Here is a 22,308-nt window from a genome sequence, read left to right as displayed (position 1 = left end):
TATCTGCTATCTGCGTCTGTACCTATGTGACTCAGACGCCGATGTCGCTGCCGTCCGCGCGCCACACCGCGACGACCGCCGGGCGGACGTACTTGCCCGGTCCGTCGGGCCAGGCGCTCTTCGGGTTCTCGACGGTGGCGCCGTCGAGCTCGCCCGGGTGCTGGACGGCGACCAGGACACGGCGGTCCTGGATGATCGGGCCGCAGGTCTCGGCACCGCTCGGCACCGTCAGGAACTGCTTCAGCTCACCGCGCCGCTGACCACGGGTCGCGACACCGAACAGACCGTCGTGCGAGCCGAGCTGGGCGCCGTCGGTGGAGATCCACAGGTTGCCGTACGGGTCGAAGGCGACGTTGTCCGGGCAGGAGATCGGGGAGACGTCGTCCTTCGGGAAGCCGGCGAAGTAGGTCGCCGGGTCGTCCGGGTCGCCGGCGACGAGGAACAGCAGCCAGCCGAACTTGGTGCTCTCCGGGCGGTTGCGGTGCTCGGTGAGTTCGAGGATCTGGCCGTGCTTGTTGGAGTTGCGCGGGTTGGCCTCGTCCGCCTTGGCGTTGGAGCCGACACCGCGGTTGGTGTTGTTGGTGAGGGCGACGTAGACCTTGCCGGTGACCGGGTTGGGCTCGATGTCCTCGGGGCGGTCCATCTTCGTCGCGCCGACCTTGTCACCGGCGAGCCGGGTGAAGACGAAGACCTCGTCGGCGGTCATGCCGTCGACGTGCGAGACGGCGCCCTTGGCGGTCGCGGTGGCCAGCGGAATCCACTCGCCGGCACCGTCGAACTCACCGTCGCTCGGCAGCTTGCCGGTGCCGTCGATCTCGATCGCCGGGGAGTCGCCGGTGAGCTTGGCGACGTAGAGCGTGCCCTCGTCGAGCAGCGAGAGGTTGTGCTCGCGGACGGAGCGGCCCGACCCCTTCTTCATCCGCTTGCTGCTGACGAACTTGTAGAAGTAGTCGAAGCGCTCGTCGTCACCGGAGTAGACGACCGGACGCCCGTCCGAGGTCAGCCGGATGGTCGCGGCCTCGTGCTTGAACCGTCCGAGCGCGGTGTGCTTACGGGGCGTGGAGGACGGGTCGTACGGGTCGAGCTCCACCACATACCCGAAGCGGTGCACCTCGTTCGGCTCCTGGGCGACGTCGAACCGCTTGTCGAAACGCTCCCACTTGCGGTCGGTGGCGCCGGTGCCGATGCCGTAGCGCTTGTCGGTCGCGCGGCTGCTGTTGGCGAAGTACTGGTTGAAGTTCTCCTCGCCGTGCAGCGTGGTGCCCCAGGGGGTGGTGCCGCCGGAGCAGTTGTTGAGGGTGCCGAAGACCTTGGTACCGGTCGGGTCGACGGAGGTCTTGAGGAGGTCGGAGCCGGCTGCGGGGCCGGTCAGCCGGAACTCGGTGGTGGCGGTGACGCGCCGGTTGAGGTGGTGGCGGGGCACGGCGGTGAGCTTGCCGGTGCGCTTGTCCTCCTCCACGACCACGGCGGCCAGGCCGTGCGCGGCCCAGGCGACCTCGACCTGGTTCCGGGTCGGGTTGGCGGCGTCGTAGCCGCGGAACATCAGGATCTCGTCGGTGTACTCGTGGTTCGCGACGAGAAGCTGGCGGCCTCGCTCACCGGGGACCGGGAGCAGGGCGAGGAAGTCGCAGTTGTAGCCGAACTGGCCGGCCTGGGCCTTGGCCGTCTGGTTCTCCGGGTCGAAGGCGGGGGCGCCGCGCAGGATCGGCTCGCCCCAGCGGATGACGACGTTCTGCTTGTACCCGTCGGGGATGGTCACGGTGTCGGCGGTGTTGGGCTCGACGGAGGTGAACCGCAGACCACGGGCGCCCTTGGGCCGGAACTTCGACTTGGCGTCCGCCGCGGCCTTCGCGGCCTCGGCGGCGTCCGACGGGGTGGCCGCGGCGGCGGGCAGGGCGGTGCCGAGCGATACGGCCGTACCGGCGGCGCCGGCCACGGAGACCACGGCGGCGGCGCGCATCACCGAGCGGCGGCTCAGCGCGCTCGCGATGACATCGCCGACGTATTCGTTGGTGCTGGTGTTGGGCACCTCGTGGAAGCAGGCGTCACCACAGCGGAACCGACAGGTCATGGCGGAACGGCCGCCGGGATGCGAGCCGATCATGGGCAGCAGCTTGCGCACAGCGCGCTCCTCGATGCTTTTTTGTGCATTTTTGGTGTGAGCGCGACGCTAGGGGGGTGTGTGTTCGAGAACGGGGACGGAAGGTGAACAGGGGGTGAACCTGCGGCAGTTGAGGCGGTGTTGACAGGTCAGGGTGGCGGGGATAGTGAAAGGCGCCCGCCCCACCCCAAGATCGCCACGCCCGGCCGCTAACCTTACGTGTCCGTCCTGGCCAGGGATTGACGGGCTTCAACTCACCCGAAGGGTTGCGCACATGGGCATTCTCTCTCTCCTGCGGAATGCGTTCAGCCGCTCACGCAAGGGGCGCGACACGGTTCCTTCGCAGGAGGCGGAGCGGGTTTCCTCGACGGAGGACGCCTCCGCTTCCCAGGGGGAGGCCGCCGAGCCGAGGGTTCCGGCCCCGGCGACCGATCCGACCCCGCCCACTCCTGCGACCCCCACATCGCCGTCCTCCTCGACTACCCCCGCCCCCGCCCCCGTCTCCGTCGCCGACGAACTCGTCTCGGCGGCTTTCGACAATGTGACGGTGCCGAAGCCGCGGGATGGGGAGGCGTCGGGGGCAGGCTCGGTGTCGGATTCGGGGTCGGATTCGGGGTCGGCTGAGGCTTCGACGTCGGATTCGGGGTCGGATTCGGGGTCGGATTCGGGGTCGGATTCGGGGTCGGATTCGGGGTCGGCTGAGGCTTCGACGTCGGATTCGGGGTCGGATTCGGGGTCGGCTGAGGCTTCGACGTCGGATTCGGGTTCGGTGGAGGCCTCGGCTGAGGTCGAGGTGGAGTCGGCTGCGGAGGCTGAGGTCAAGCCCGCTGCGGAGGCCGCGCCCGCGCCGGTCGCCGAGGCGGAGACCGTGGTGTCGGCCGAGCCTGAGGCAACGGTTCCGGACGAGGCAACGGTTCCGGACGAGGTGGAGACTCCGGCCGAGGTGGAGACTCCGGCCGAGGTGGAGACTCCGGCCGAGGTGGAGACTCCGGCCGAGGTGGAGACTCCGGCCGAGGTGAAGGCGGCTGCTTCGGTGGCGGAGCCTGAGCCGGTGGCTGAGCCTGAACCCGAGGTGTCGGCTGAGGCCAAGGTGTCGGCTGAGGCCGAGGGAGAGGCTGCGGCGCCGGTCGCCGAGGGCGAGGGCGAGGGCGAGCCGAAGGCGGACGCCGAGAACGAGGCACCGGCCGCCGCCGAAGCCGGGTCGGTTGTGGTGGCGGAGCCTGAGGTCGTCGCGGAAGCCGGCGCGGAGTCTGTCGCGGCGGACGCCGAGGCCGAGCCTGCGGCTGCTGCTACCGCTGCCGCCGCGAAGAGCGAGGCGGAGGCGGAAACGGAGGCTGTGGCTGAGCCGGTGGCACCGGTTGCCGATGCCGAGCCGGAAGCGGACGCCGAGGCCACGGCCCCGGCTGCCGAGACCGAGGCGAAGGCGGACGCCGAGAACGAGGCACCGGTCGCCGAGGCCGAGTCGGCTGTCGTGGCGGAGCCTGAGGTCGTCGCGGAAGCCGAGCCGGAGCCGGTCGCCGAGGCCGAGCCTGCCGACGTGGAGACGCCGGAGCCCGCCGCCGCGTCCGGCGCCGAGCCTGTGACCGAAGCCGAGCCGAAGGACGAGCCGGAGACGGAGTCGACGGAGGAGTCGGCCGCCGTCGAGGCCCCCGAGGCCGCTTCCGAGCCCGCAGCCGAGGCGAAGCCAATCGCTGAGACGACGCCCGAAGCGGAAGCAGTGACGGAAGCGGACTCCGCCTCCGAAGCCACCCCCGAGCCCGTGGCTGTCTCCGAGGACGACGCCACGCCGGAGCCCGAGACCGCGCCGGAGCCGGAAGCCGTAGCGACCGCCCCCGAGGCGGAGCCGGAGACCACGGTCGAGCGCGAAGCCGCCGCTGCCGCCGAAGACTCTCCTGAGCCGACCACCGTTCCCGAGCCGGTGACTGCCGCCGCCCCGGAAGCGACCGTCGTTCTCGAAGCGGCAGCCACTCCGGAACCGGCCGAAGCATCTGAGCCGGAAGTCGGCCCCGAACCCGAAGTCGCCCCAGAGCCGACCGTCGCCCCCGAACCCGTGGCAGTGGCAGTGGCAGTGGCCGCAGCCACGACCGCGACCGCCCCCACCCCCTCTGAATCCCCCACCCCCGAACCCGCGGTCGCCGACGGCGAGAGCGCCCCGCTGGTCGTACCCGCAGGTGACGACGCGAGCCGCACGGGTGGTGCGAGTGGGACAACCGGTGAGGGCGAAGGCGCAGCCGAGGCGGCCGGGCTCGGCACCGCCTACCGCGCCGCCCAGGACGCCCTCGCGAAGCACACCCTCACCGACGCCCGCGCCAAGGTGTACCTCGTGCTGGACCGCTCCGCGTCGATGCGGGCGTACTACAAGGACGGCTCCGCCCAGGCCCTCGGCGAGCAGACCCTCGCCCTCGCCGCCCACCTGGACCCCGAGACGCCCCCCACCGTCCCCGTCGTCTTCTTCTCCACGGAACTGGACGGCACCGGCGAGCTGACCCTCGACGCGTTCGAGAACAAGGTCGACGACCTGCACGCCGGCCTCGGCCGCATGGGCCGCACCAGCTACCACGTGGCCGTGGAGGAGGTGCTCGCCCAGCACCAGAAGTCGGCCCCCGGCACCCCCGCCCTGGTCGTCTTCCAGACCGACGGCGCCCCGGACGCCAAGACCCCGGCCAACCAGGCGCTCGCGGACGCGGCCAAGAACCACCCGGCCGTCCACTTCGCGTTCGTCGCGTTCGGCGACCCGGAGAACAAGGCCTTCGACTACCTCCGCAAGCTGAAGTCGGACAACACATCCCACTTCCTGGCCGGCGAGACCCCCCGCGAACTCACCGACGCCGAGGTCTACGAAGGCATCCTGGCCACCTGGCGCCCGTAGCCACACAGGTCGGACGGGCCCAGGCGAAGGCCGGGGCCCGTCCGCCACCCGAAACGCGTGTGAGTCGATCTTCACTCGGCCAGCAGGATTTCGGCATGGCGGCCACTGGAACCGAGAAGCAGGGTGGCAAGGCGTTCTACGTCTCCACCCCCATTTACTACTGCACCGCCAGCGCGGCGAGAAGGTGTGGTACCTCACCGGCACGGACGAGCACGGTCAGAAGATCATGCGCACCGCCGACGCCAACGGAGTGACTCCGCAGGAGTGGTGCGACAAGCTCGTCGAGGAGGCGTGGAAGCCCCTCTGGGAGCACCTGGAGATCGCGAACGACGACTTCATCCGCACCACGCAGAAGCGGCACACCGACCGCGTCCAGGAGTTCGTGCAGGACCTGTACGACAAGGGCGAGATCTACAAGGGCGGCTACGAGGGCCCGTACTGCGTCGGCTGCGAGGAGTACAAGCTTCCGGGCGAACTGCTCGACGGCGAAGGCGACTTCGCGGGTCAGAAGCTCTGCCCGATCCACAAGAAGCCGGTGGAGATCCTCAGCGAGGAGAACTACTTCTTCAAGCTGAGCGAGTACGGCGACAAGCTCCTCGCCCACTACGAGGCGAACCCCGGCTTCATCCAGCCCGAGTCCGCGCGCAACGAGGTGGTGAACTTCGTCCGCCAGGGCCTTCAGGACCTGTCGGTCTCCCGCTCGACCTTCGACTGGGGCATCCCGATCCCGTGGGACCAGAAGCACGTGATCTACGTGTGGGTCGACGCGCTGCTCAACTACGCCACGGCGGTCGGCTACAACGAGAACCTGGAGAAGTTCGAGGCCACCTTCCCGGCGGACGTCCACCTCGTCGGCAAGGACATCCTCCGCTTCCACGCGGTGATCTGGCCGGCGATGCTGATGGCGCAGGGCCTGCCCCTCCCCGGGAAGATCGCGGCGAACGGCTGGCTGATGGTCGGCGGCGAGAAGATGTCGAAGTCGAACCTGACCGGCATCAAGCCGCAGGACCTGACCTCGCACTTCGGTGTCGACGCCTACCGCTGGTACTTCCTGCGCGCGATCGCCTTCGGCCAGGACGGCTCGTTCTCCTGGGAGGACTTCTCCGCCCGCTACACGAGCGAGCTGGCGAACGACTACGGCAACCTCGCCTCCCGCGTCGCGGCCATGGTCGGCAAGTACTTCGAGGGCACCCTGCCGGAGGCCACGGCCGACGGCGAGGCCGAGAAGGCGCTGCACGACGGCCTGGCCAAGGCGGTCGCCGAGGCCGACCGGAAGATCGGCGACGAGCTGGACTTCCAGGGCGGCATCCTCGCCGTCTTCGACTTCGTCAAGCAGGTCAACGGCTACATCACGGAGCAGGAGCCGTGGAAGAGATCGTGGCCCACACCGGCGAGCCCGATGTCGAGGACGAGGCCGAAGGCATCATGCGCCGCCCCGATGTGATGGTGATCGCGATGGCGGACATGGACGTCCCCGGCTCCTTCGACCCGCGCGCCCTCGTGGCCGCCATCGAGGTCGTCTCCCGCTCCAACCCGGACAACGACCGGGTCACCAAGATGCGCGACTACCCGCTGATGGGCATCGCCGTCTACGCGATCTTCGACCCCCGCGCGGGAGACGGCGCCGTCCTCACCGACATCCACTCCACCCCGGACGGCCCCCGCTACGCGACCCGCAAGGACTTCGTCTACGGCGAGGACGTCACCATCGGGGACTGGACCATCTCGACCGAGAACCTGCCGCGCTACGCGAGCAAGGCCGAGGACGGCGCGAGCGAATAGCGCGGCTTGGGCGGAAAGCAACCCGTACGCCCGGCCGCGCGTCTCCCCGTGCATGGCACTGTTCGGAAACGCGCACACCGTCAGTCCCGGCAAGGCGCAGCAGGACTACGGACGGCTTCTGGGGCACGGGGAGCAGGTTCAGGCCTCGTTCCTGTTGATCCGGGACACGATCCTGTTCACCGACCGGCGGCTGATCCTGGTCGACAAGCAGGGGCTGACCGGGAAGAAGGTGGAGTACCACTCGGTCCCGTACCGGAGCATCACGCACTTCTCGGTGGAGACGGCCGGTCACTTCGACCTCGACGCCGAGCTGAAGATCTGGCTGTCGGGCACGCACGAACCGATCCAGAAGACGTTCACCAAGGGTGTGGACATCTACGAGGTGCAGGCGATCCTCACGCAGTTCGTGGCCCGATGACGGGTTGACGGGTTGACGGGTTGACAAGTTGACCTGATGGCCGCCGCCTCCCCTCATCCCTCCTCGTCGTCCGGCACGCAGAGAACGGGAAGGCGGGAGAGGTGGAGGAGCTTGTGCGGGGTCGAGCCGAGCAGCGCGCCGCGCATCGGGCTCTCGCCCCAGGTGCCGACGACGATGAGCCGCCCGCCGTGGCGCGCGGCGGCGTCGAGCAGGGCCTGGGCCGGTTTCTCGTCGACGAGTTCGACGGTGGTCGGTACGCCGGCCTCGTCGGCCGCCGCCACCGCGTGGTCGAGTGCGACCCGTCCGGCCTGGTGAAGGGCCTCGCGGTGGGTCCGGTACTCCTCACCCTTGCCGCCGGGGGCAGCCGCCCCGTAGACGAGCACCAGGGGTTCGCCGTACACGGCCGCCACCTCGATCGCGACCCGCAGCGCCCGCAGCGCGCCCGGCGACTCGTCGTATCCGAGAACGATCGCCATATCCGTCAGGACTCCTTGCCGTGCGTGTCATGGACGAGTGCGGGGTCGGCCACGCTCGGGCGTTCCGACCAGAAGGCGGGTGTCACGAACCGCAGGACGAGCATGATCACCACGCCCATGAGCGCGATGCCGATACCGATGACCAGCGGTGGGCCCAGCCCGAACCAGGAGACGCCGCTGTAGGAGTTGGCGGGGTCGGACATGTCGGAGACCGATTCGACGAGCAGCCAGGCCAACAGTCCGGCGCCGACCAGCGGGCCGAGGCCGATGAGCAGGAAGTGGTGCGGGCTCTCGGTGAGATGGCGGCGGTAGTAGAGCGCGCAGGCGAGGCCGGTGAGCGCGTAGTAGAAGGAGATCAGCAGGGAGAGCGCGGTGAGCGAGTCGAAGAGGGCGTTCTCGCTGATCTCGTTGACGACGACGTACCAGGTGATGGCGATGCCGGCGACCCACCAGGTGCTCACGTCGGGTGTGCGGAACCGGTGGCTGATGTGTGCGAAGTGCCGGGGCAGCGCGTGCCGTCGGGCCATGGACAGCGCGGTGCGGGAGGCCGGGATGATCGTCGTCTGGGTGGAGGCCAGCGCGGACGTGGAGACGGCCAGCAGGACGACCCAGTCCCAGCCGCCCATCACCTCACCGGCGAGCAGCGCGAAGATGTACTCCTCGTCGTCGGCGTTCTCGGTGAGGTATTCGGTGCCGGCGTAGGCGACGACCGCGTAGCCGACCGACACGTACGTCACCAGCAGGATGACCGTGGACCACAGGCCCGCCTTGCCGGGGGCGGTCGCCGAGTCCTCGACCTCCTCGGTGAGGTTGACCGCCGACTCCCAGCCCCAGTAGATGAACACGCCCAGCAGCAGGGCGCTGGTGAGGGACGCGCCGCCGGGTCCGAAGGGGTCCAGCCAGGTGATCGACGGGTCGATGGAGTCGAGGGTGCCGGTGTCGGCGTAGACGCGGTAGAGCGCGACGACCGCGAAGGCGAGCAGACAGACGACCTGGGCGAGGATGAGGACGTTCTGCACCTTGGCGGAGACCTCGGTGCCGATGACGCAGACGGCCGTCATCACGAGGATGAGCAGCACGGTGAGCGTCTGGCGTACGGCGTCGTTGTCGACCCAGCTGTCGAGGCCGAAGGCGAGCAGGGCGAAGCTCACGGCGACGTCCGCGAGCGAGCCGACGACCAGGACGCCGGTCATCGCGATGGCCCAGCCGCCGAGCCAGCCGGTCCACGGTCCCATCGCCCGGGTGACCCAGGAGAAGGTCGTGCCGCAGTCCTGGTCGACCTTGTTGAGGTAGTAGAACGCGGACGCGATCAGCAGCATCGGCACGAAGGAGGCAACCATCACGCCGGGGGCGTAGATGCCGACGAGCGCCACGACCGGGCCGATCACCGCCGCCAACGAGTACGCCGGGGAGGTGGAGTTGAGCCCGATGACGAGCGCGTCGACGAAGCCGATCGCGTTCGGCTTCAGGCCTTCGCCGTCGGGCGGGCGGGCTTCGGCGGTGTCGTTGGCCATGGTCCCTCTCTCCGGTTGTGCGTGAATCCAGACAACAGGGGGCTAAGGGACTTTCTACGCTATTCAGTCGGTCTTGTGAGCTCCTCGCGCATGCCCCACGGCGAGCCGTACTCCGTCAGCAGATCGAGGAAGGGGCGGGGCGGCAGCGCCTCGGGGCCGAGGACGCCGGTTCCCCGCCAGGCTCCGGAGGCGATGAGTTCGAGGGCGATGACGGGGTTGATCGCGGTCTGCCAGACGACGGCCTGGGAGCCGTACTCCCGCATCGACCACTGGTTGTCGACCACGTGGTACAGGTACACCTCGCGGGGCCGCTCGTCCTTGACGCCCTTGACCCAGGTGCCCGCGCACGTCCGGCCGCGCATCCGGTCGCCGAGGCCGGCCGGATCGGGCAGACACGCGGCGACGACGTCCCGCGGGGAGACGGCGGCCGGGCCCGCGCCGGAGGCGACGGTGACCGGGTCCGTCCGGTCGAGCCCCAGCTTGTGCAGGGTCTTGAGCACGCCGATGAACTCGTCCCCGAGGCCGTACTTGAAGGTGACCCGCTTGGCCTTCAACCACCGGGGCACCAGCAGGACTTCCTCGTGCTCGACGTTGACGCACTCGACCGGCCCGATGCCCTCGGGGAAGTCGAAGACCTCCGGCTCGCTGAAGGGCGGGGTGGTGAACCAGCCCCGGCCCTGCTCGTAAACGACCGGCGGGTTGAGGCACTCCTCGATGGTCGTCCAGATACTGAAGGAGGGGGCGAAGTCGTAGCCGTCGACGACGAGATCGGCGCCGTCGCGGATGCCGATCTCGTCGATGCCGTCCTCGTCGAAGAGCTCGTCGGCGGCGTAGCGGGCGAAGACGTCCGACAGCCCCGGCTCGACGCCCATGCCGACCAGCGCGAGCCGCCCGGCCGCCTCCCACTCGTCGGCCCGTGCGAACTGGGCGTCGCCCAGCTTGACCCCGCACTCCTCGTAGGGGCGGGTCGGATGCGGCCGGGACAGGGACATCGCCATGTCCAGGTAGTGGGCGCCGTGCGCGAGCGCGGCTTCGAACAGCGGCAGCACGAACCGGGGATCGGTGGCGTTGAGCAGCACGTCGCAGCGGTGCGCGGCCAGGGCGGCGCGTACGGCGCCGGTGTCCGAGGCGTCCAGCCGCACCGCCGTGAACCGCCGCCCGTCCGCGCCGAGCGCCTCGACCGCCGCCTCCGCCCGCGTCACGTCGTAGTCGGCGACCACCATGTGCGCGAAGAACGACCGCCGCGCCGCGATCCGCGCGACGGCACCACCCACTCCACCCGCACCCACCATGAGAACTCGCACAGCGCAGCACCCCTTTCGCCCGACCCGACCGACTCGACCGACCCGATGCGACCGACCCGACCGACTCGATGGACCCGACCGACTCGATGGACTCGATGGACTCGCAGCGGCGGGGCGGACAATATCAGTCAAAACAGGTCAAGGGCAGACCTCGGGCCGCCGTGACGGCGCTGCGCACGGCGTTGGGGTGAATCGGCGGGCGCCAGGGCGACAGGGTGACGCCGTCCGGCCACCGGAGAAGGGTGGCCGGACGGCGTCACGTACTGGGGGGGGAGGAAGCGGGGGCGGTGTCAGGAGAGGGCGCCGGCGCCCGTCGTGCCGGACAGGTCGGTGCGGAGGGCGGTGACCGCGGTCTGGAGGCCGGCGGTGAGGGGCGGGGTCCAATTGACCGTCTTCTTCAGCTTCTTCGAGTTCGCGGCGTTGTACGCGGCGACGAGATCGGTGGCCTTGCCGTTGACCAGGTTGCCGGTGCCGGCGACCGAGCCGGTGCCGTCGCCGCTCAGCAGCTTGGCGACCTTCGCGTCGGCGGGGGTCTTCCAGACGTTGCGCTCGGCGACGACCTGGGCCTTGGCGCGGGAGTCGAGGCTGTACTTGGGGGCGTAGCCGTTGACCGTGGTGATGTCGTAGACGTTGTTGTAGAGGTGGATCTGGCCGATGCGGGCCAGCGGCGCCCGCTGCACGATGCCCTTCCACAGGTTGTGGTGGATCGTCACGCGCAGCTTGCCGGTGGAGTCGGTGTCGCTGGAGCCGATCAGCATCGTCTTGTCGTGGTTGAGGAACCGGTTGCGCTCGACGGTCACCAGGTCGGAGCCGTTGGTGATGTCCAGCGCGCCGTCGTGGACCTGGTACTTGCGGCCGTAGTACGTCGCCTCGGTCTTGTCGAAGGTCGGCGCGTCGGTGAACGTGTTGTGGTCCGCCCAGACGTTGGTCGCGCCGCGCAGCGTGACGGAGTCGTAGTTGGAGTTCCACTCGCCCGAGGAGCCGTCGGTGGGGTCCCACTGCGGGAAGCAGTCCCGGGTGTCCGCGAAGGTCAGGTTGCGGACGATGACGTTCTTGACGTTCTGCACCTGGAGGCTGCCGCCGAGGATGCCCGCCTTGGTGCCGGGGACGCCCACGACGGTGGTGTTGGCGGGCACCTTGAAGACGATGTTCTTCTTCTGCTTGGTCTCGGCGGCCTCGCGGGCGGTCTCCTGGGTGCCCTTGGGCGCCTTCTTGCCGTACGTCGACGGGGCGAACGCCTTGAGGTAGGCGGAGAGCGAGTAGCCGGTGCCTGAGGCGTAGTCCGCGCAGGTCAGCTTCTTGCCGGAGTCATTGGTGTTGGCGTCGATCGTGCCCTTGACCTTGATGATCCGGGGTGTGGTGTCGGTCGCGGAGCCCAGCGCCTTCACCAGCTGCGCCCGGGTCGACACCGTGAAGGTGTGCGCCGCGTCGGCCTTCGTCCCGCCGGTCGTACCGGAACCGGACGCCGCCCAGCCGTCCTTGGCGGGCAGCACCTGGTGGTACAGGTCCACGGTCGCGGTCGCGCTGGCGTTCATCACGACGGCGCCGACGCCGACGGCCGCGGCCACGGCGGCGGCGGAGACCACGAGGGTCCGACGCTTGCGGAGGGACCGGCGGTGGGAGGGGCGCGAGGAGGCAGAGGCCACGGATGAGTCCTTACGTAACGTGGTTCATGTGAGGCTCCCGCGAAGGGAGTTACGGCTCTGTGTGGTCGCGGATCGGGGATTGGTTGCCGCCGAACCGAACTTCTTGGGCGGCCGTTCCACACCCACCCCTTGCACACCTCTCACTTGCGTGACATGTGTCACGACCGAAATGCGCACGATGGAATCGATCGACCCGCTTTACCAAAGCGGCAATTGATGACTTCCACGCCCCAATAGGGGCACTTGGCGCCAAGGTCGCCAACCGGACCGAGAATCCGGGCCGGCGACACCTTCGCCCACCGTCCCGACGAAACGGCTTTCCACCTGGTCCCGGCGGCACATGGGGGTCCGGGCGGATGCGGCGACGGCCGCGGTCGTACGTCCTCCCGGCCCCGGCGGGGGCTCTCGACGCCGCCCCGACGGTCGCACGGGCGTTCGTTGCCCCGGTCGCCGGACGGTCCCCATAATGACCGGGCTCGTCAGGGCCGAGGCCAGCCAGGGGGTCATTCAGGCCGAAGTCGTACCGAAGCCGGACCGAAGCCGGACCACTCAGTGAGGCCACTCATGTCACGTTCGAACAGCCATCGCCGGAAGACGAAGGGCTCGGAGACGACCCGTTCGGAGACGACCCGTTCGGGGGCCCGGCGCCCGGGGACGGCACGCGCGAGGACGAGGCGCCGCAAGACTGCCGTCGCCGGCGCGGTGCTGCTGATGGTGGGCGCGGTCGGGATACCCACGGTCGCGCTGGCCGGTGGCGTCGGGCTGGGCGACCTGAGCGGTGTGGCGTCCTCGTGGTGGGGAGGGGACAAGGCGGACACGGTCGCCGCCCGGGAGCCCTCGCGCACCCCCACCCCGACCGCGACGGAGGCCTCCGCGAGCGCCTCCCCCACCCCCTCGCGCAAGAAGCGCCCGTCGCGCTCCGCGAGCCCGAGCGCGTCCCCCTCGAAGTCCGGCAGCCCGGCGGCGAAGTCCACGCCCGAGGCCGCCGACACCCCGGACCGGACCACCTCGACGCCGGTCGCGCCCAAGGCGACGAAGGCCGCGCGGTCCGACACCACCGCGCCCGCCGCCTCCGACGACGACACGGATTCCGGTCCCACGGCACGGGTGCTGACCCTCGTCAACGCCGAGCGTGAGAAGGCGGGTTGCTCGCCGGTGACCGTGGACACCAAGCTCACCAAGGCCGCGCGGGACCACAGCCAGGACATGGCCGACCACCAGAACATGTCCCACACCGGCTCCGACGGCTCCTCCATGACCGACCGGCTCGCGCGCGTCGGCTACAGGTTCAGCACCGCGGGCGAGAACGTCGCCGCCGGGTACGGCACCGCCGACAGCGTCATGGACGGCTGGATGAACAGCCCCGGCCACAAGGCAAACATCCTCAACTGCGCCTTCAAGGAAATAGGCATCGGCCTGGCGGGCCCCGGCAACTACTGGACCCAGAACTTCGGCTCACCGGCGTAACCACCGGGCGCCGCGCTTGGCGACGGCGGTGGGGCGGCTGCGGGGGAGCGGGTGCCTGCGGGAGCGGGGGCGCGTCCTCCCACTCCTTCGCCGGAGCGCAGTCACCCGCGCTGATGTGAACGTTTCTTCCTCGCTCGAATGAGTGACCACGCCCCAAGTGGGCTCATTTCGGGGTGAGATGGGCCGTAGGTTCCGCCTCATGGTCACTTCAGCCCATGAGGGTCTGCACCGCATCTTCCAGGAGAAGCCCGAGATCCTCGCACCCGTCTTCGGAGTCCTGGGCCTCCCCTTTCCGGAGAAGGCGACCGTGGACGCGCTCACCACCGACGTGACGGAGACCAAACCGCTGGAGCGGCGCGTCGACACCGTGCTGCGCATCGGCCCGTCCGACGGGGAGGACTTCATGCTCGCCGTCGAAGTACAGGGCGAGCGAAAGCCGGACAAGGGGAGGAGTTGGCCGTACTACGTCTCGTACCTCCAGTCCAAGTACCGTCTGCCCGTACTGCTGCTCGTCGTCTGCCAGGACCGGCGCACCGCGAAGTGGGCGTCAGGCCCCTTCGACTGCGGCACGCGCGGCTGGATCACCCAGCGCACCCACCCCATGGTCGTCGGACCGGACAACATTCCGGCGATCACCGACGCGCGGACCGCGGCGAACAGCCTCGCAATGGCCGCCTTCTCCGCTCTCGCACACGCCCGTAGCGCTCAGATCGAGGACATACTGGACGCGATGGGCCGCGCTCTTCAGGAGACGGACGGGAAGGCAGCCGACTACTTCTACGAGTTCCTGGAAGTCAATCTGCGGGGCACTCCCGCCGGAGAAAAGTGGAGGGACATCATGAGCTTCGTCAGCTACTTCCCCGGTCGGGGGACAGTCCGCGAGACGGCTTACCTGGAGGGGGAGGCCAAGGGGGAGGCAAAGGGGGAGGCAAAGGGGGAGGCCAAGGGGGTTCTGCGCGTCCTGGAGGTGCGTGGCATTCCCGTCACCGACGATATCCGCGAACGCATCACCACATGCTCCGATCCCACCCGCGTCAGCACCTGGCTCGACCTGGCCGGCACGGTCGCGCACGCGGAGGAGCTCTTCGCGGAGGACCCGGAGGACCCGGAGGGCGTGGAGGGCGTGGAGGGCGTGGGGAACGCGGAGGACCCGGCGGGCTCAGAGGTGAGCGGCTGAGTTCCGGCGCGGGTGGCGGCACCGCCGTCGCCGCCGGGTCGGCAAGGCCCGGCGGCGACGGCGGTCTCCGGCTTCCTTCCTCGGCTCAGCCCCTCACCCCCGGTCTCCGCCCCCACCCCCCGGCCCGCCCCGAAGCCGCCGCCCTGCGGAGCCTCGCCCGCGGTGACCGTGGTGAGCTTCTTCGCCGAGCCGAGTCTGCCGGAGGCGGCGAGGCCGCCCGTGTCGGTGCCGGAGGTGGTGCCGCCGGAGTAGACCGTGTACTCCTCGCCGGACTTGATCGCGGCACCCGAGTAGACGACGTTCTGGATGGTCTTCGAGGTGACGTACGACGCCACCACCTTCCCGTCCGCGTCCACGGCGTCCCCGCCGGCCGTCACGGAGACGGTGCCACCCGCGACGGCGATGTACCCCGTGTCCTCCTCGTCCGCGTTGTCGGACTTCAGGCCGTCGCCCTTCGCCGTCACGGCGACCGTGCCGCCGTTCACGACCAGGTAGTCCTTGCCCCGGATGCCGTCGTCGGCGGCCTCGACGGTGATGTTCCCGCCCTCGACGACCAGCCCGTCCTTCCCGGCGATCGCGTCGTTGCCGTTCCCCTTCACGGTCAGCGAGCCGCTGCCGCCGATCGTCAGGTCGCCCGCGCTGTACAGGGCCGCGTTCGCCTCCAGGACCTGCATGTCCTCATCCATCCCACCCACCACGAGGGGAAGATCGATGAGCGGCAGCATGTACTTGCGGTCCAGACGGGTCAGCAGCTCGGCACGGTCGACGAGTTCGTCGAGGCCGATGGGGCGCAGCGCCCCGACCACGGGGGCGACGGAGTCCAGGGCCGTCATGCCCGGACCCCCGGCCCCTGCTCGACCCGGTGCCCGGCGGCCTCCCGGGGCGCCCGCGCGCCCTCGTCGCCGGTGACGACGTACCGGACGTCGACCAGGGTCATGTCGTTGACCAGGTCCACGCTCTGCACGGACAGGTTCACCACCCGGCCGCCCAGCAGCACTTCGAGGTGTGCGCGCAGGGCGTCCTCGTCGGTGTAGGCGGCGTCGAGGCGCAGGCTGCGCTGCCGGTAGCGGCCGAGGAGCCTCGGGTGGTCGCCGACGTACACCGTGGCGACGATCAGCGCCATGAGGAGGGTCGACAGGACGTTGACCTCCTCCGGCAGTCCGGCCAGCAGGCCGAGGGCGAGCGCGGAGAAGTAGTACGCGATCTCGTGCTGGGCGATCTCGTTGGACCTCAGCCGGATGATCGACAGCACGCCGAACAGCCCCATCCCGAGGCCGATACCGACCGACGAGGAGCTGAGCGTCATCGCGACCGCGAGGACACCGACGTTGACGCCGAGGAAGGCGGCGATGAGGTCCCGGCGGTGGGTGGCGCGGGAAGTAGACCGCGAAGGTCAGCACGGAGATGGCGGCCAGATCGGCGACCACGAGAAGGGTCTGGTCCATGTCAAAAGACAATCGAGGGTCGACCTTTGAGCTTGCCTTGCCTTGCCTTCCCTTAACTGAACTTGAGAAGTTCTCGGAGCCAACGACGGGTGAACCACGCCGACTTCGACGGGGGATCTGGTTCAACGGCTCGCCACCCGCCTCACCGGCCGACGGGCCACCGAGCCGGCCGGCACGCCCACGGTCACCTCGGCCGAACGGACCGTCTCGGCGGGCGGCCGGCCGTCGGTCGTGGTGGAGTGGCCGCAGGCGACACGCGGCGAACGGTACGTCGGCGTCGTCGAGTCGGGCGGATCACTCCGGCGCGAAACCTGGAACCGCCCCGATTCCCCCGATGGGGTGGCAGGTGCTCCCGCCGCCCCCGGCCCACCCCCTTCCTGGCCTACAAGTAGCAGCGCCAGTAAGGAAGTTGGAGCAGAAGGAGGAACGAGTGGTGCGACGGGACAGGGCGCGGACGATGGCCGCGGCGACCGCGGCGGCGACGTTGGCGCTCGCTCCGGGGGCGGCGCAGGCGGTCGGTCCCCGGCCCACGGTCGTGGAGGCGGTCACGGCGACGGCGGCCGGGGTGACCGGCGCCGTACCGACCGCGCCGGTCATGCGGCCCGTGCGGAAGCCGGAGATCAGCGGCTTCCTGACGGTCGTCAACAAGGCACGGGCCGACGTCGGCGTCCCCCCGCTGGTCTGGGACGAGTCCGTCGCCGAGCACGCCCGGTCCTGGGCGAGGGTACGGGTCGCCGACTGCGAACTCGTTCACTCGAACAGCCGGTACGGCGAGAACCTGGCCAAGGGGTCGAACCCCCGCTACTCCCTGGCGGACGCGGCCCGTCTGTGGCTCGACGAGAAGCCCGACTACGACCGCCCCGCCAACGCCTGTGTCAACGGCCGGGAGTGCCTGCACTACACCCAGCTGGTCTGGCGCTCCTCGACCCGCGTCGGCGCGGCCAAGGCCAGGTGCGGGGACGGCTGGACGTACGTGGTCGCCAACTTCGATCCCCCGGGGAACTGGCTGGGGCGACGCCCGTACTGACGGGCCGGTGCGCCCACGGCCGTACGGCCCGGGAAAGGCGGGGGAACCACCTCCGGGGCCGTGATAATCCGTCCATGAGCGACCTCCCCGACCGGCACCGTCCGCTCCTCCCGGACCAGCACCTCCCCGACCGGCTCCTCCCGGACCAGCTCCGTCATCTCCTCGCCGACGTGCTGGCCGTCGGCGCCCCCTACGGTCTCGCCCTCACCGGCGACCTCGCGGCGCAGGCGCACGGACTGGTCGAGGCGAGCCCGCCGGGCCGGGACCTGGAGGTGGCGACGGAGCACGCCGCCCCGATGGAGCGGATCGCCGCCGCGGTCCGGGCCGGTCTGACGGAGCGCGGCTGGCTGGTGCGCCCGGCGGAGACGGCCCCGCTCTCCGCCCGTCTCCTCGTCGCCGACCCCACGACGGCCGAGGAACGCACCCTCGACCTGCTGAAGGAGACCCTCTGGCACCCGCCGGTGGAGACCGCGCTCGGTCCCACGCTCTCCCTGGAGGACGTGGTCGGCACCAAGGTGCGGGCGGTGGCCGACCGGGGCGAGGCCCGCGACCTGATCGCCGTGCACGCGGCCGGCGCCCACCGGACCGTCGCCGAACTGGAGGAACTGGCCCGCCGCCACACCTCCGCCACGTCCGGCACCTTCGACCTCACCGACCTCCAGTCCCGTCTGGAGGGCACCGAGTGGCTCGACGACCGGGAGTTCACCCGCCACGGCCTGGACGCCGAGGCCGTCCTCGGGCTCCGCCGCTGGGCCCAGACCTGGGCCGACGACATCGCCGAACGCCTCCTGGAGGAGGAGGCGTTGGCGTCCCCGCCGGAGGAGGACACCGAGTGAGCGGACGCCGACCCCGGCACCGGCACCGGCACCGGCACCGGCACCGGCACCGGCACCGATACGAGCTCAGGCGCAGGCGTGGCGTTCAGGTCACCGCCGTGATGATGACCACCGTCGTCACCATCGACGCCGCCGTCAGGGCCGCCGCCGTGGCCGCCGCGGTCTCGGCCATCCGGCGCAGCGCGGGGTCGGCCCAGTGGCGCTCGGCGATCTCGGCCATCCGCCGCCTCGCCGGGGAGTCGTCGGAGTCGGCGTCCGGGAAGGCGAGGGTGTGCAGGTCGCCGTGGTGGAGGAGGGAGATCAGGGCGGCGGTGCGGGGGTCCGGTTCGACGCCCTTCAGCACCACCTCCGCCAGCCGCCCACGCAACGCGGACTCCACGGTGCCGTCGGCCTCCGGGTAGCGGGTCGTGCGGAAGACCAGCAGGACACGGCGCTTCTCCGCACGGATCAGGCCCTTGTCCAGCACGCCCCGCAGCGCGGTCTCGTACTCCCGGGTGCTGTGCGCGTGGATCCACTTCCCGGCGTCCTCCGGGAGGACCGCGTCGGCGGAGCCGTCGGCGTCGCCGGAGCCGTCGGCGTCGCCGGACAGCGACCGCTCCAGCAGGGCCGCCGCCGCGATCGCGTAGGGCGTCCGCAGCGGGAGCCGGGCCTCACCCGTGGTGTCGTCGAGGGAGAGAAGGAGGATCTCCTCGCCGAGCGTCGCGGGTGCGGGAACGGGGGCGGGGGCGGGGGCGGGAACGGGTGCGGGAACGGGGGCGGGGGCGGGCGTGGCACCGGGCGACATGGTCATGATCAATACGACGTGGGCCGGAAGCCACCGGTTCCGAACAATCCGGTTGAGGCCGCCGCCCCCGCGCTCCCAGAATCCCCCCCATGGACGACTTTCCCAGGCTCAGTCAACTCCCCACCTCCCTCACCGAGTTGCAGCAGGAGGCCCGCGCCGCCGGGTTCACCATGTCGTGCGAACCCCGCACCGGCAGTCTGCTCGCCACGCTCGCCGCCGGCCGCCCCGGAGGCCGGATCCTCGAACTCGGTACCGGTGTCGGCGAGGGCACCGCCTGGCTCCTCGACGGGATGGACGAGACGGCGACCCTGGTCACCGTCGAGCTGGACGACTCCGTCCAGGCCGTCGCCCGCAAGCGGTTCGGCGACGACGAACGGGTCGCCTTCGTCACCGGGGACGGCGGACGCTGGCTGGAGGAGTACGACGGCGCCCCCTTCGACCTGGTCTTCGCGGACACCTGGCCCGGCAAGTTCACCCATCTCGCCGCCGCCCTGGACCTGGTGGCAGCCGGCGGCACATACCTCGTCGACGACCTGACACCCGCCCCCGGCCGGCCTGAGGGTCACGAGGCGGCGGTGACCGATCTGCTCGCCGTTCTGGAGGGCCGCTCGGACTTCCGGACGACCCGGCTGACCTGGTCGAGCGGGCTGCTGATCGCCGTACGGACCGGCGGCACCACCACCGGCACCGCGAGCTGACCGTCCCCGCCCGGCCTCCCCGGACCCGTGCCCGGCTCCATGCCCAGCGCCGTACGGGCCGCGTGCACATGGCGCAGCCCCTCGACCGCCGTCCGCGTGACCCGCGCGTACTCGTCGGGTGTGCGGGCCCGGTTCAGCTGGGCGCGGGCGGTGCGGAGGCGTTCGGTGGCGTCGGTCAGGGACTCGGCGGCGCTGCCGCCCGCCCCGGCCTGCGCCCGTACGTCGATACCGGCCAGGCTGCCGCCCAGCCGCACCACCCAGCGGTTGGCGTCGGCCTCCGCGTCCAGGTCGGACGACGGACCGGGCTCGGCCACGGACCGCCGCTGCGCGACGATCGCGACCACCGCCCCGACGATCAGCAGCACTGCCACCAGCACGGCCAGCTTCATGGCCTCCTCCAGCGTTCCCTTACGACCACGACAACCCTTACGCCCCGTACAACCCCTAAGACCCGTACGGGTTTCTCACCCTGTACGTCCCATCACACCGCCTCCCGCTGTGATCGTCCGACGAGAAACCTGTGCGTCCGCTGATGACTTCCCCAGCGGGTACCCGGCGCGGCGCCCGGCGCACACCAAAAGGCCCGGAACCCAAGAGGGAGGGGTTCCGGGCCTCGTGGCGGACCGTGCGCGACCGTCCGTCAGCTCGCCGAGGCCGAAGTGCTCGGCTGGGCCGCGTCGTCCGTGCCGGTGTTCGTGGCGTCCGGGTCGACGCCGACCGTGAGGGAGCCGACGACGCCCTTGGCGATGTCGTTCTTCTTGTACTTCAGCTTGAGCAGCCCGCCCTGGGCGCCGCTCTGGTCGTAGATCGTGTCCTCGTCGAGGGTGGTGCGCTCGGTCGTGGACGTCGAGTACGGCTCGACCTCTGCGGACGCGAGGACGGACTCCTCGTCGAAGAAGAACTGGCCGGTGTGGCAGGTGGTGCCGCCCTCGTAACCGGCGTCCGTCCACTCACCGTTGACGTGCACCTTCACATGGATGTGCGCACAGCGGCCCTGGTACCAGCCCGGGAAGATCGTCTTGAAGGTGACGAAGCCCTGCCGGTCGGTCTTCCAGGTGCCGCGCAGATAGCGGGTGTCGCTGGTCGGCTCCTCGTGCCCGCCGCCACCGCCGCCACCGGCCGGGGGCTCGCCGGTCGGCACGTCGGTGGGGGTGCCCGAGGGGGCGTCGGTGGGGGGAGTGCCGCCGCCACCGCCGCCGGAGAAGCTCTCGTAGCCCGAGTACAGACCCAGCGCGTCGCAGTGCCAGACGTCGACGGCGGCGTCGCGGACCGGCTTGCAGGTCTCGTTGTCGATCACCTTGAGGCGCAGGGTGAGGGGGATGCCCTCCTTGTCCTCGGTGATGTCCTGGCGGAGCTTGTCCGCGTCGATGTAGTACGGGCCCTCGGTGGTCTCCGAGGTGAGCTTGTAGCACTCCTCACCGGCGCTGGTGGAGGCGAGCGGCTCGGCCCCGCTCTTCTTGGTCGTGTCCGCGCTCGCGGTCGCCACGACCGCTCCGCCCACACCGACCACGGCCACGGCGCCCGCGCCCGCCACGACGACCTTGCGGCGCGTCAGGTCCCGCTTGTGCTTCGGCCCCTGGGCCTTCACGTTCTCGTTTCCGGTCTGGTTTCCCGTCATGAGCAGGAAATTAGGGAGGCAGACTGTCAAAGCCGTAAGAAAGCACTGTGGTTTGCCCCGCATTCCCGTGGAGATTCCCATGCGCAGGGAAAAGGGGCCCGAAATCGCCGTCTATTTCAGGCCCCTATTCGGTAAAACTCTGGATAGCCTTACCTGACTTACGCCGCGGCCCGGGGCCGGTCGTCCTAGCTCGCGGAGGCCGACGGCGAGGCCGAGGCGCTCGGCTGCGGCGGCGTCCCCGTCCCGTCGTTGGTCGCCTCCGGGTCGACGCCGACCGTGAGCGAGGCCCGGACGCCCTTGGCGATGTCCCGCTTGTCGTAACGGAGCTTCAGCAGCCCGCCCTGGGTGCCGCTGCCGTCGTAGATGGTGTCCTCGTCGAGCGTCGTACGGTCGTCCGTGTTGGACACGTACGGCTCCACGACCGCGGAGGCGAGGACGGACTCCTCGTCGAAGAAGAACTGGCCGGTGTGGCAGGTGGTGCCGCCCTCGTAACCGGCGTCCGTCCACTCACCGTTGACGTGCACCTTCACATGGATGTGCACACAGCGGCCCAGGTACCAGCCCGGGAAGACGGTCTTGAACGTGACGAAGCCCTGCCGGTCGGTGCGCCATGTGCCGCGCAGATAGCGGGTGTCGTCGGTCGGCTCCTGGTGGCCGCCGCCCGGGGGCGGGCCGGAGAGGTCGCCGCCCGGGGGCGGGCCGGTCGGGGCGGGGCCGCCACCGCCTCCGCCGTTGCCCATGTCCTCGTAGCCGGAGTAGACGCCGACCGCGTCGCAGTGCCAGATGTCGACGGCGGCGTCGCGGACGGGCCGGCAGGTCTCGTTGTCGATCACCTTGAGCCGGAGCAGGAGCGGGATGCCCTCCCGGTCCTCGGTGACGTCCCGGCGGAGCTTGTCCGCGTCGATGTAGTACGGGCCCTCGGTGGTCTCCGAAGTCAGCAGATAGCACTCCTCCGGGACAGGAGCGGGACCACCCCGTTTTCTCCCCTGTTCACCCGCGAAGGCGTTCGCCGCCATCGCGCCGCCCAGACCCACCGCCGCGGCAGCACCCGCACCGACCACGACGACCTTGCGCCGCGTCACATCTCGACCCTGTTGATTGGCTGTCATGCGCCGGGAAGTTAGATATGAAGCCTGTCAACGAGCT

At 70.4% G+C, this 22,308-nt stretch carries 16 protein-coding genes and 3 pseudogenes; 9 read left to right on the top strand and 10 right to left on the bottom strand.

What is annotated here, in order from left to right:
- Positions 1 to 31: 31 nt before the first annotated feature.
- Entirely contained in the window at positions 32 to 2,122 is a 2,091-nt protein-coding gene (locus F9278_RS24680) for a PhoX family protein (protein ID WP_152170272.1), read from the bottom strand.
- Positions 2,123 to 2,870: 748 nt separating this feature from the next.
- Between F9278_RS24680 and F9278_RS24675 the strand changes: the two genes are divergently transcribed.
- From F9278_RS24675 to F9278_RS24660, 4 genes and pseudogenes are all read left to right on the top strand, one after another.
- Positions 2,871 to 4,970: a VWA domain-containing protein gene (locus tag F9278_RS24675; RefSeq protein ID WP_226966910.1), complete on the top strand. Its 2,100-nt coding sequence runs from the start codon at positions 2,871 to 2,873 to the stop codon at positions 4,968 to 4,970.
- A gap of 95 nt (positions 4,971 to 5,065) precedes the next feature.
- Positions 5,066 to 6,342 (top strand): annotated as a pseudogene (gene metG / locus F9278_RS24670) (methionine--tRNA ligase); the annotation flags it as partial.
- A pseudogene (locus F9278_RS24665) lies at positions 6,339 to 6,752 on the top strand (Uma2 family endonuclease); the annotation flags it as partial. The pseudogenes metG and F9278_RS24665, both read left to right, overlap by 4 nt.
- A 52-nt stretch (positions 6,753 to 6,804) precedes the next feature.
- Positions 6,805 to 7,170 (top strand): PH domain-containing protein, encoded by a 366-nt coding sequence (locus F9278_RS24660; protein ID WP_152170268.1) that lies wholly within the window; start codon positions 6,805 to 6,807, stop codon positions 7,168 to 7,170.
- A gap of 53 nt (positions 7,171 to 7,223) precedes the next feature.
- Here the strand turns inward: F9278_RS24660 and F9278_RS24655 are convergent, their stop codons facing one another.
- The 4 genes from F9278_RS24655 to F9278_RS24640 form a co-directional block, all read right to left on the bottom strand.
- Positions 7,224 to 7,646 carry a universal stress protein gene (locus F9278_RS24655; protein ID WP_152170267.1) on the bottom strand — a complete coding sequence of 141 codons (423 nt, stop codon included), beginning with the start codon at positions 7,644 to 7,646 and terminating at the stop codon, positions 7,224 to 7,226.
- A gap of 5 nt (positions 7,647 to 7,651) precedes the next feature.
- Positions 7,652 to 9,160, bottom strand: a complete 1,509-nt coding sequence (locus F9278_RS24650; protein WP_152170266.1) for an APC family permease — start codon at positions 9,158 to 9,160, stop codon at positions 7,652 to 7,654.
- 59 nt (positions 9,161 to 9,219) lie between these two features.
- A complete protein-coding gene (locus F9278_RS24645) occupies positions 9,220 to 10,464 on the bottom strand; it encodes a saccharopine dehydrogenase family protein (RefSeq protein WP_152170265.1) in 1,245 nt (414 codons plus the stop codon).
- A gap of 290 nt (positions 10,465 to 10,754) precedes the next feature.
- Positions 10,755 to 12,110, bottom strand: coding sequence for a pectate lyase family protein (locus tag F9278_RS24640; RefSeq protein WP_152170264.1), 1,356 nt, complete (start codon positions 12,108 to 12,110; stop codon positions 10,755 to 10,757).
- A 564-nt stretch (positions 12,111 to 12,674) separates the two neighbouring features.
- On the opposite strand from F9278_RS24640, the gene F9278_RS24635 reads away from it, so the two are divergent.
- On the top strand, positions 12,675 to 13,577 hold the full coding sequence (locus F9278_RS24635) for a CAP domain-containing protein (protein WP_152170263.1): 903 nt from the start codon (positions 12,675 to 12,677) through the stop codon (positions 13,575 to 13,577).
- A 199-nt stretch (positions 13,578 to 13,776) separates the two neighbouring features.
- Positions 13,777 to 14,754: a hypothetical protein gene (locus F9278_RS24630; RefSeq protein ID WP_152170262.1), complete on the top strand. Its 978-nt coding sequence runs from the start codon at positions 13,777 to 13,779 to the stop codon at positions 14,752 to 14,754.
- A 293-nt stretch (positions 14,755 to 15,047) separates the two neighbouring features.
- Here F9278_RS24630 and F9278_RS24625 read toward each other — a convergent pair.
- Together F9278_RS24625 and F9278_RS24620 are read right to left on the bottom strand one after the other, a co-directional pair.
- Positions 15,048 to 15,428 (bottom strand): annotated as a pseudogene (locus F9278_RS24625) (carbohydrate-binding domain-containing protein); the annotation flags it as partial.
- A gap of 155 nt (positions 15,429 to 15,583) precedes the next feature.
- Positions 15,584 to 16,105: a DUF4956 domain-containing protein gene (locus tag F9278_RS24620; RefSeq protein ID WP_226967323.1), complete on the bottom strand. Its 522-nt coding sequence runs from the start codon at positions 16,103 to 16,105 to the stop codon at positions 15,584 to 15,586.
- Positions 16,106 to 16,632: 527 nt separating this feature from the next.
- Here F9278_RS24620 and F9278_RS24615 point away from each other — a divergent pair.
- Both F9278_RS24615 and F9278_RS24610 read left to right on the top strand, forming a co-directional pair.
- A complete protein-coding gene (locus F9278_RS24615) occupies positions 16,633 to 17,226 on the top strand; it encodes a pathogenesis-related family 1 protein (protein ID WP_226966909.1) in 594 nt (197 codons plus the stop codon).
- Between the two features lie 74 nt (positions 17,227 to 17,300).
- Complete coding sequence (locus F9278_RS24610; protein ID WP_226966908.1) at positions 17,301 to 18,062, top strand: hypothetical protein; 762 nt, start codon at positions 17,301 to 17,303, stop codon at positions 18,060 to 18,062.
- Between the two features lie 85 nt (positions 18,063 to 18,147).
- On the opposite strand, the gene F9278_RS24605 is transcribed toward F9278_RS24610, so the two are convergent.
- Positions 18,148 to 18,852 carry a GOLPH3/VPS74 family protein gene (locus F9278_RS24605; protein ID WP_226966906.1) on the bottom strand — a complete coding sequence of 235 codons (705 nt, stop codon included), beginning with the start codon at positions 18,850 to 18,852 and terminating at the stop codon, positions 18,148 to 18,150.
- Between the two features lie 83 nt (positions 18,853 to 18,935).
- Here F9278_RS24605 and F9278_RS24600 point away from each other — a divergent pair, with 83 nt between their 5' ends.
- Complete coding sequence (locus F9278_RS24600) at positions 18,936 to 19,544, top strand: O-methyltransferase (RefSeq protein WP_152170260.1); 609 nt, start codon at positions 18,936 to 18,938, stop codon at positions 19,542 to 19,544.
- Positions 19,545 to 20,184: 640 nt separating this feature from the next.
- Here F9278_RS24600 and F9278_RS24590 read toward each other — a convergent pair.
- Positions 20,185 to 21,162 carry an intradiol ring-cleavage dioxygenase gene (locus F9278_RS24590; protein ID WP_152170259.1) on the bottom strand — a complete coding sequence of 326 codons (978 nt, stop codon included), beginning with the start codon at positions 21,160 to 21,162 and terminating at the stop codon, positions 20,185 to 20,187.
- A 185-nt stretch (positions 21,163 to 21,347) separates the two neighbouring features.
- The gene (locus F9278_RS24585) at positions 21,348 to 22,271 is read right to left on the bottom strand and encodes an intradiol ring-cleavage dioxygenase (RefSeq protein ID WP_152170258.1); all 924 of its coding nucleotides are present in this window, start codon (positions 22,269 to 22,271) and stop codon (positions 21,348 to 21,350) included.
- Positions 22,272 to 22,308 lie beyond the last annotated feature (37 nt).

Source organism: Streptomyces phaeolivaceus, from assembly GCF_009184865.1.
GTDB lineage: Bacteria > Actinomycetota > Actinomycetes > Streptomycetales > Streptomycetaceae > Streptomyces > Streptomyces phaeolivaceus.
The sequence above is the reverse complement of the archived record's forward strand: the minus strand, read 5'-3'. Positions and strand labels throughout refer to the sequence as shown.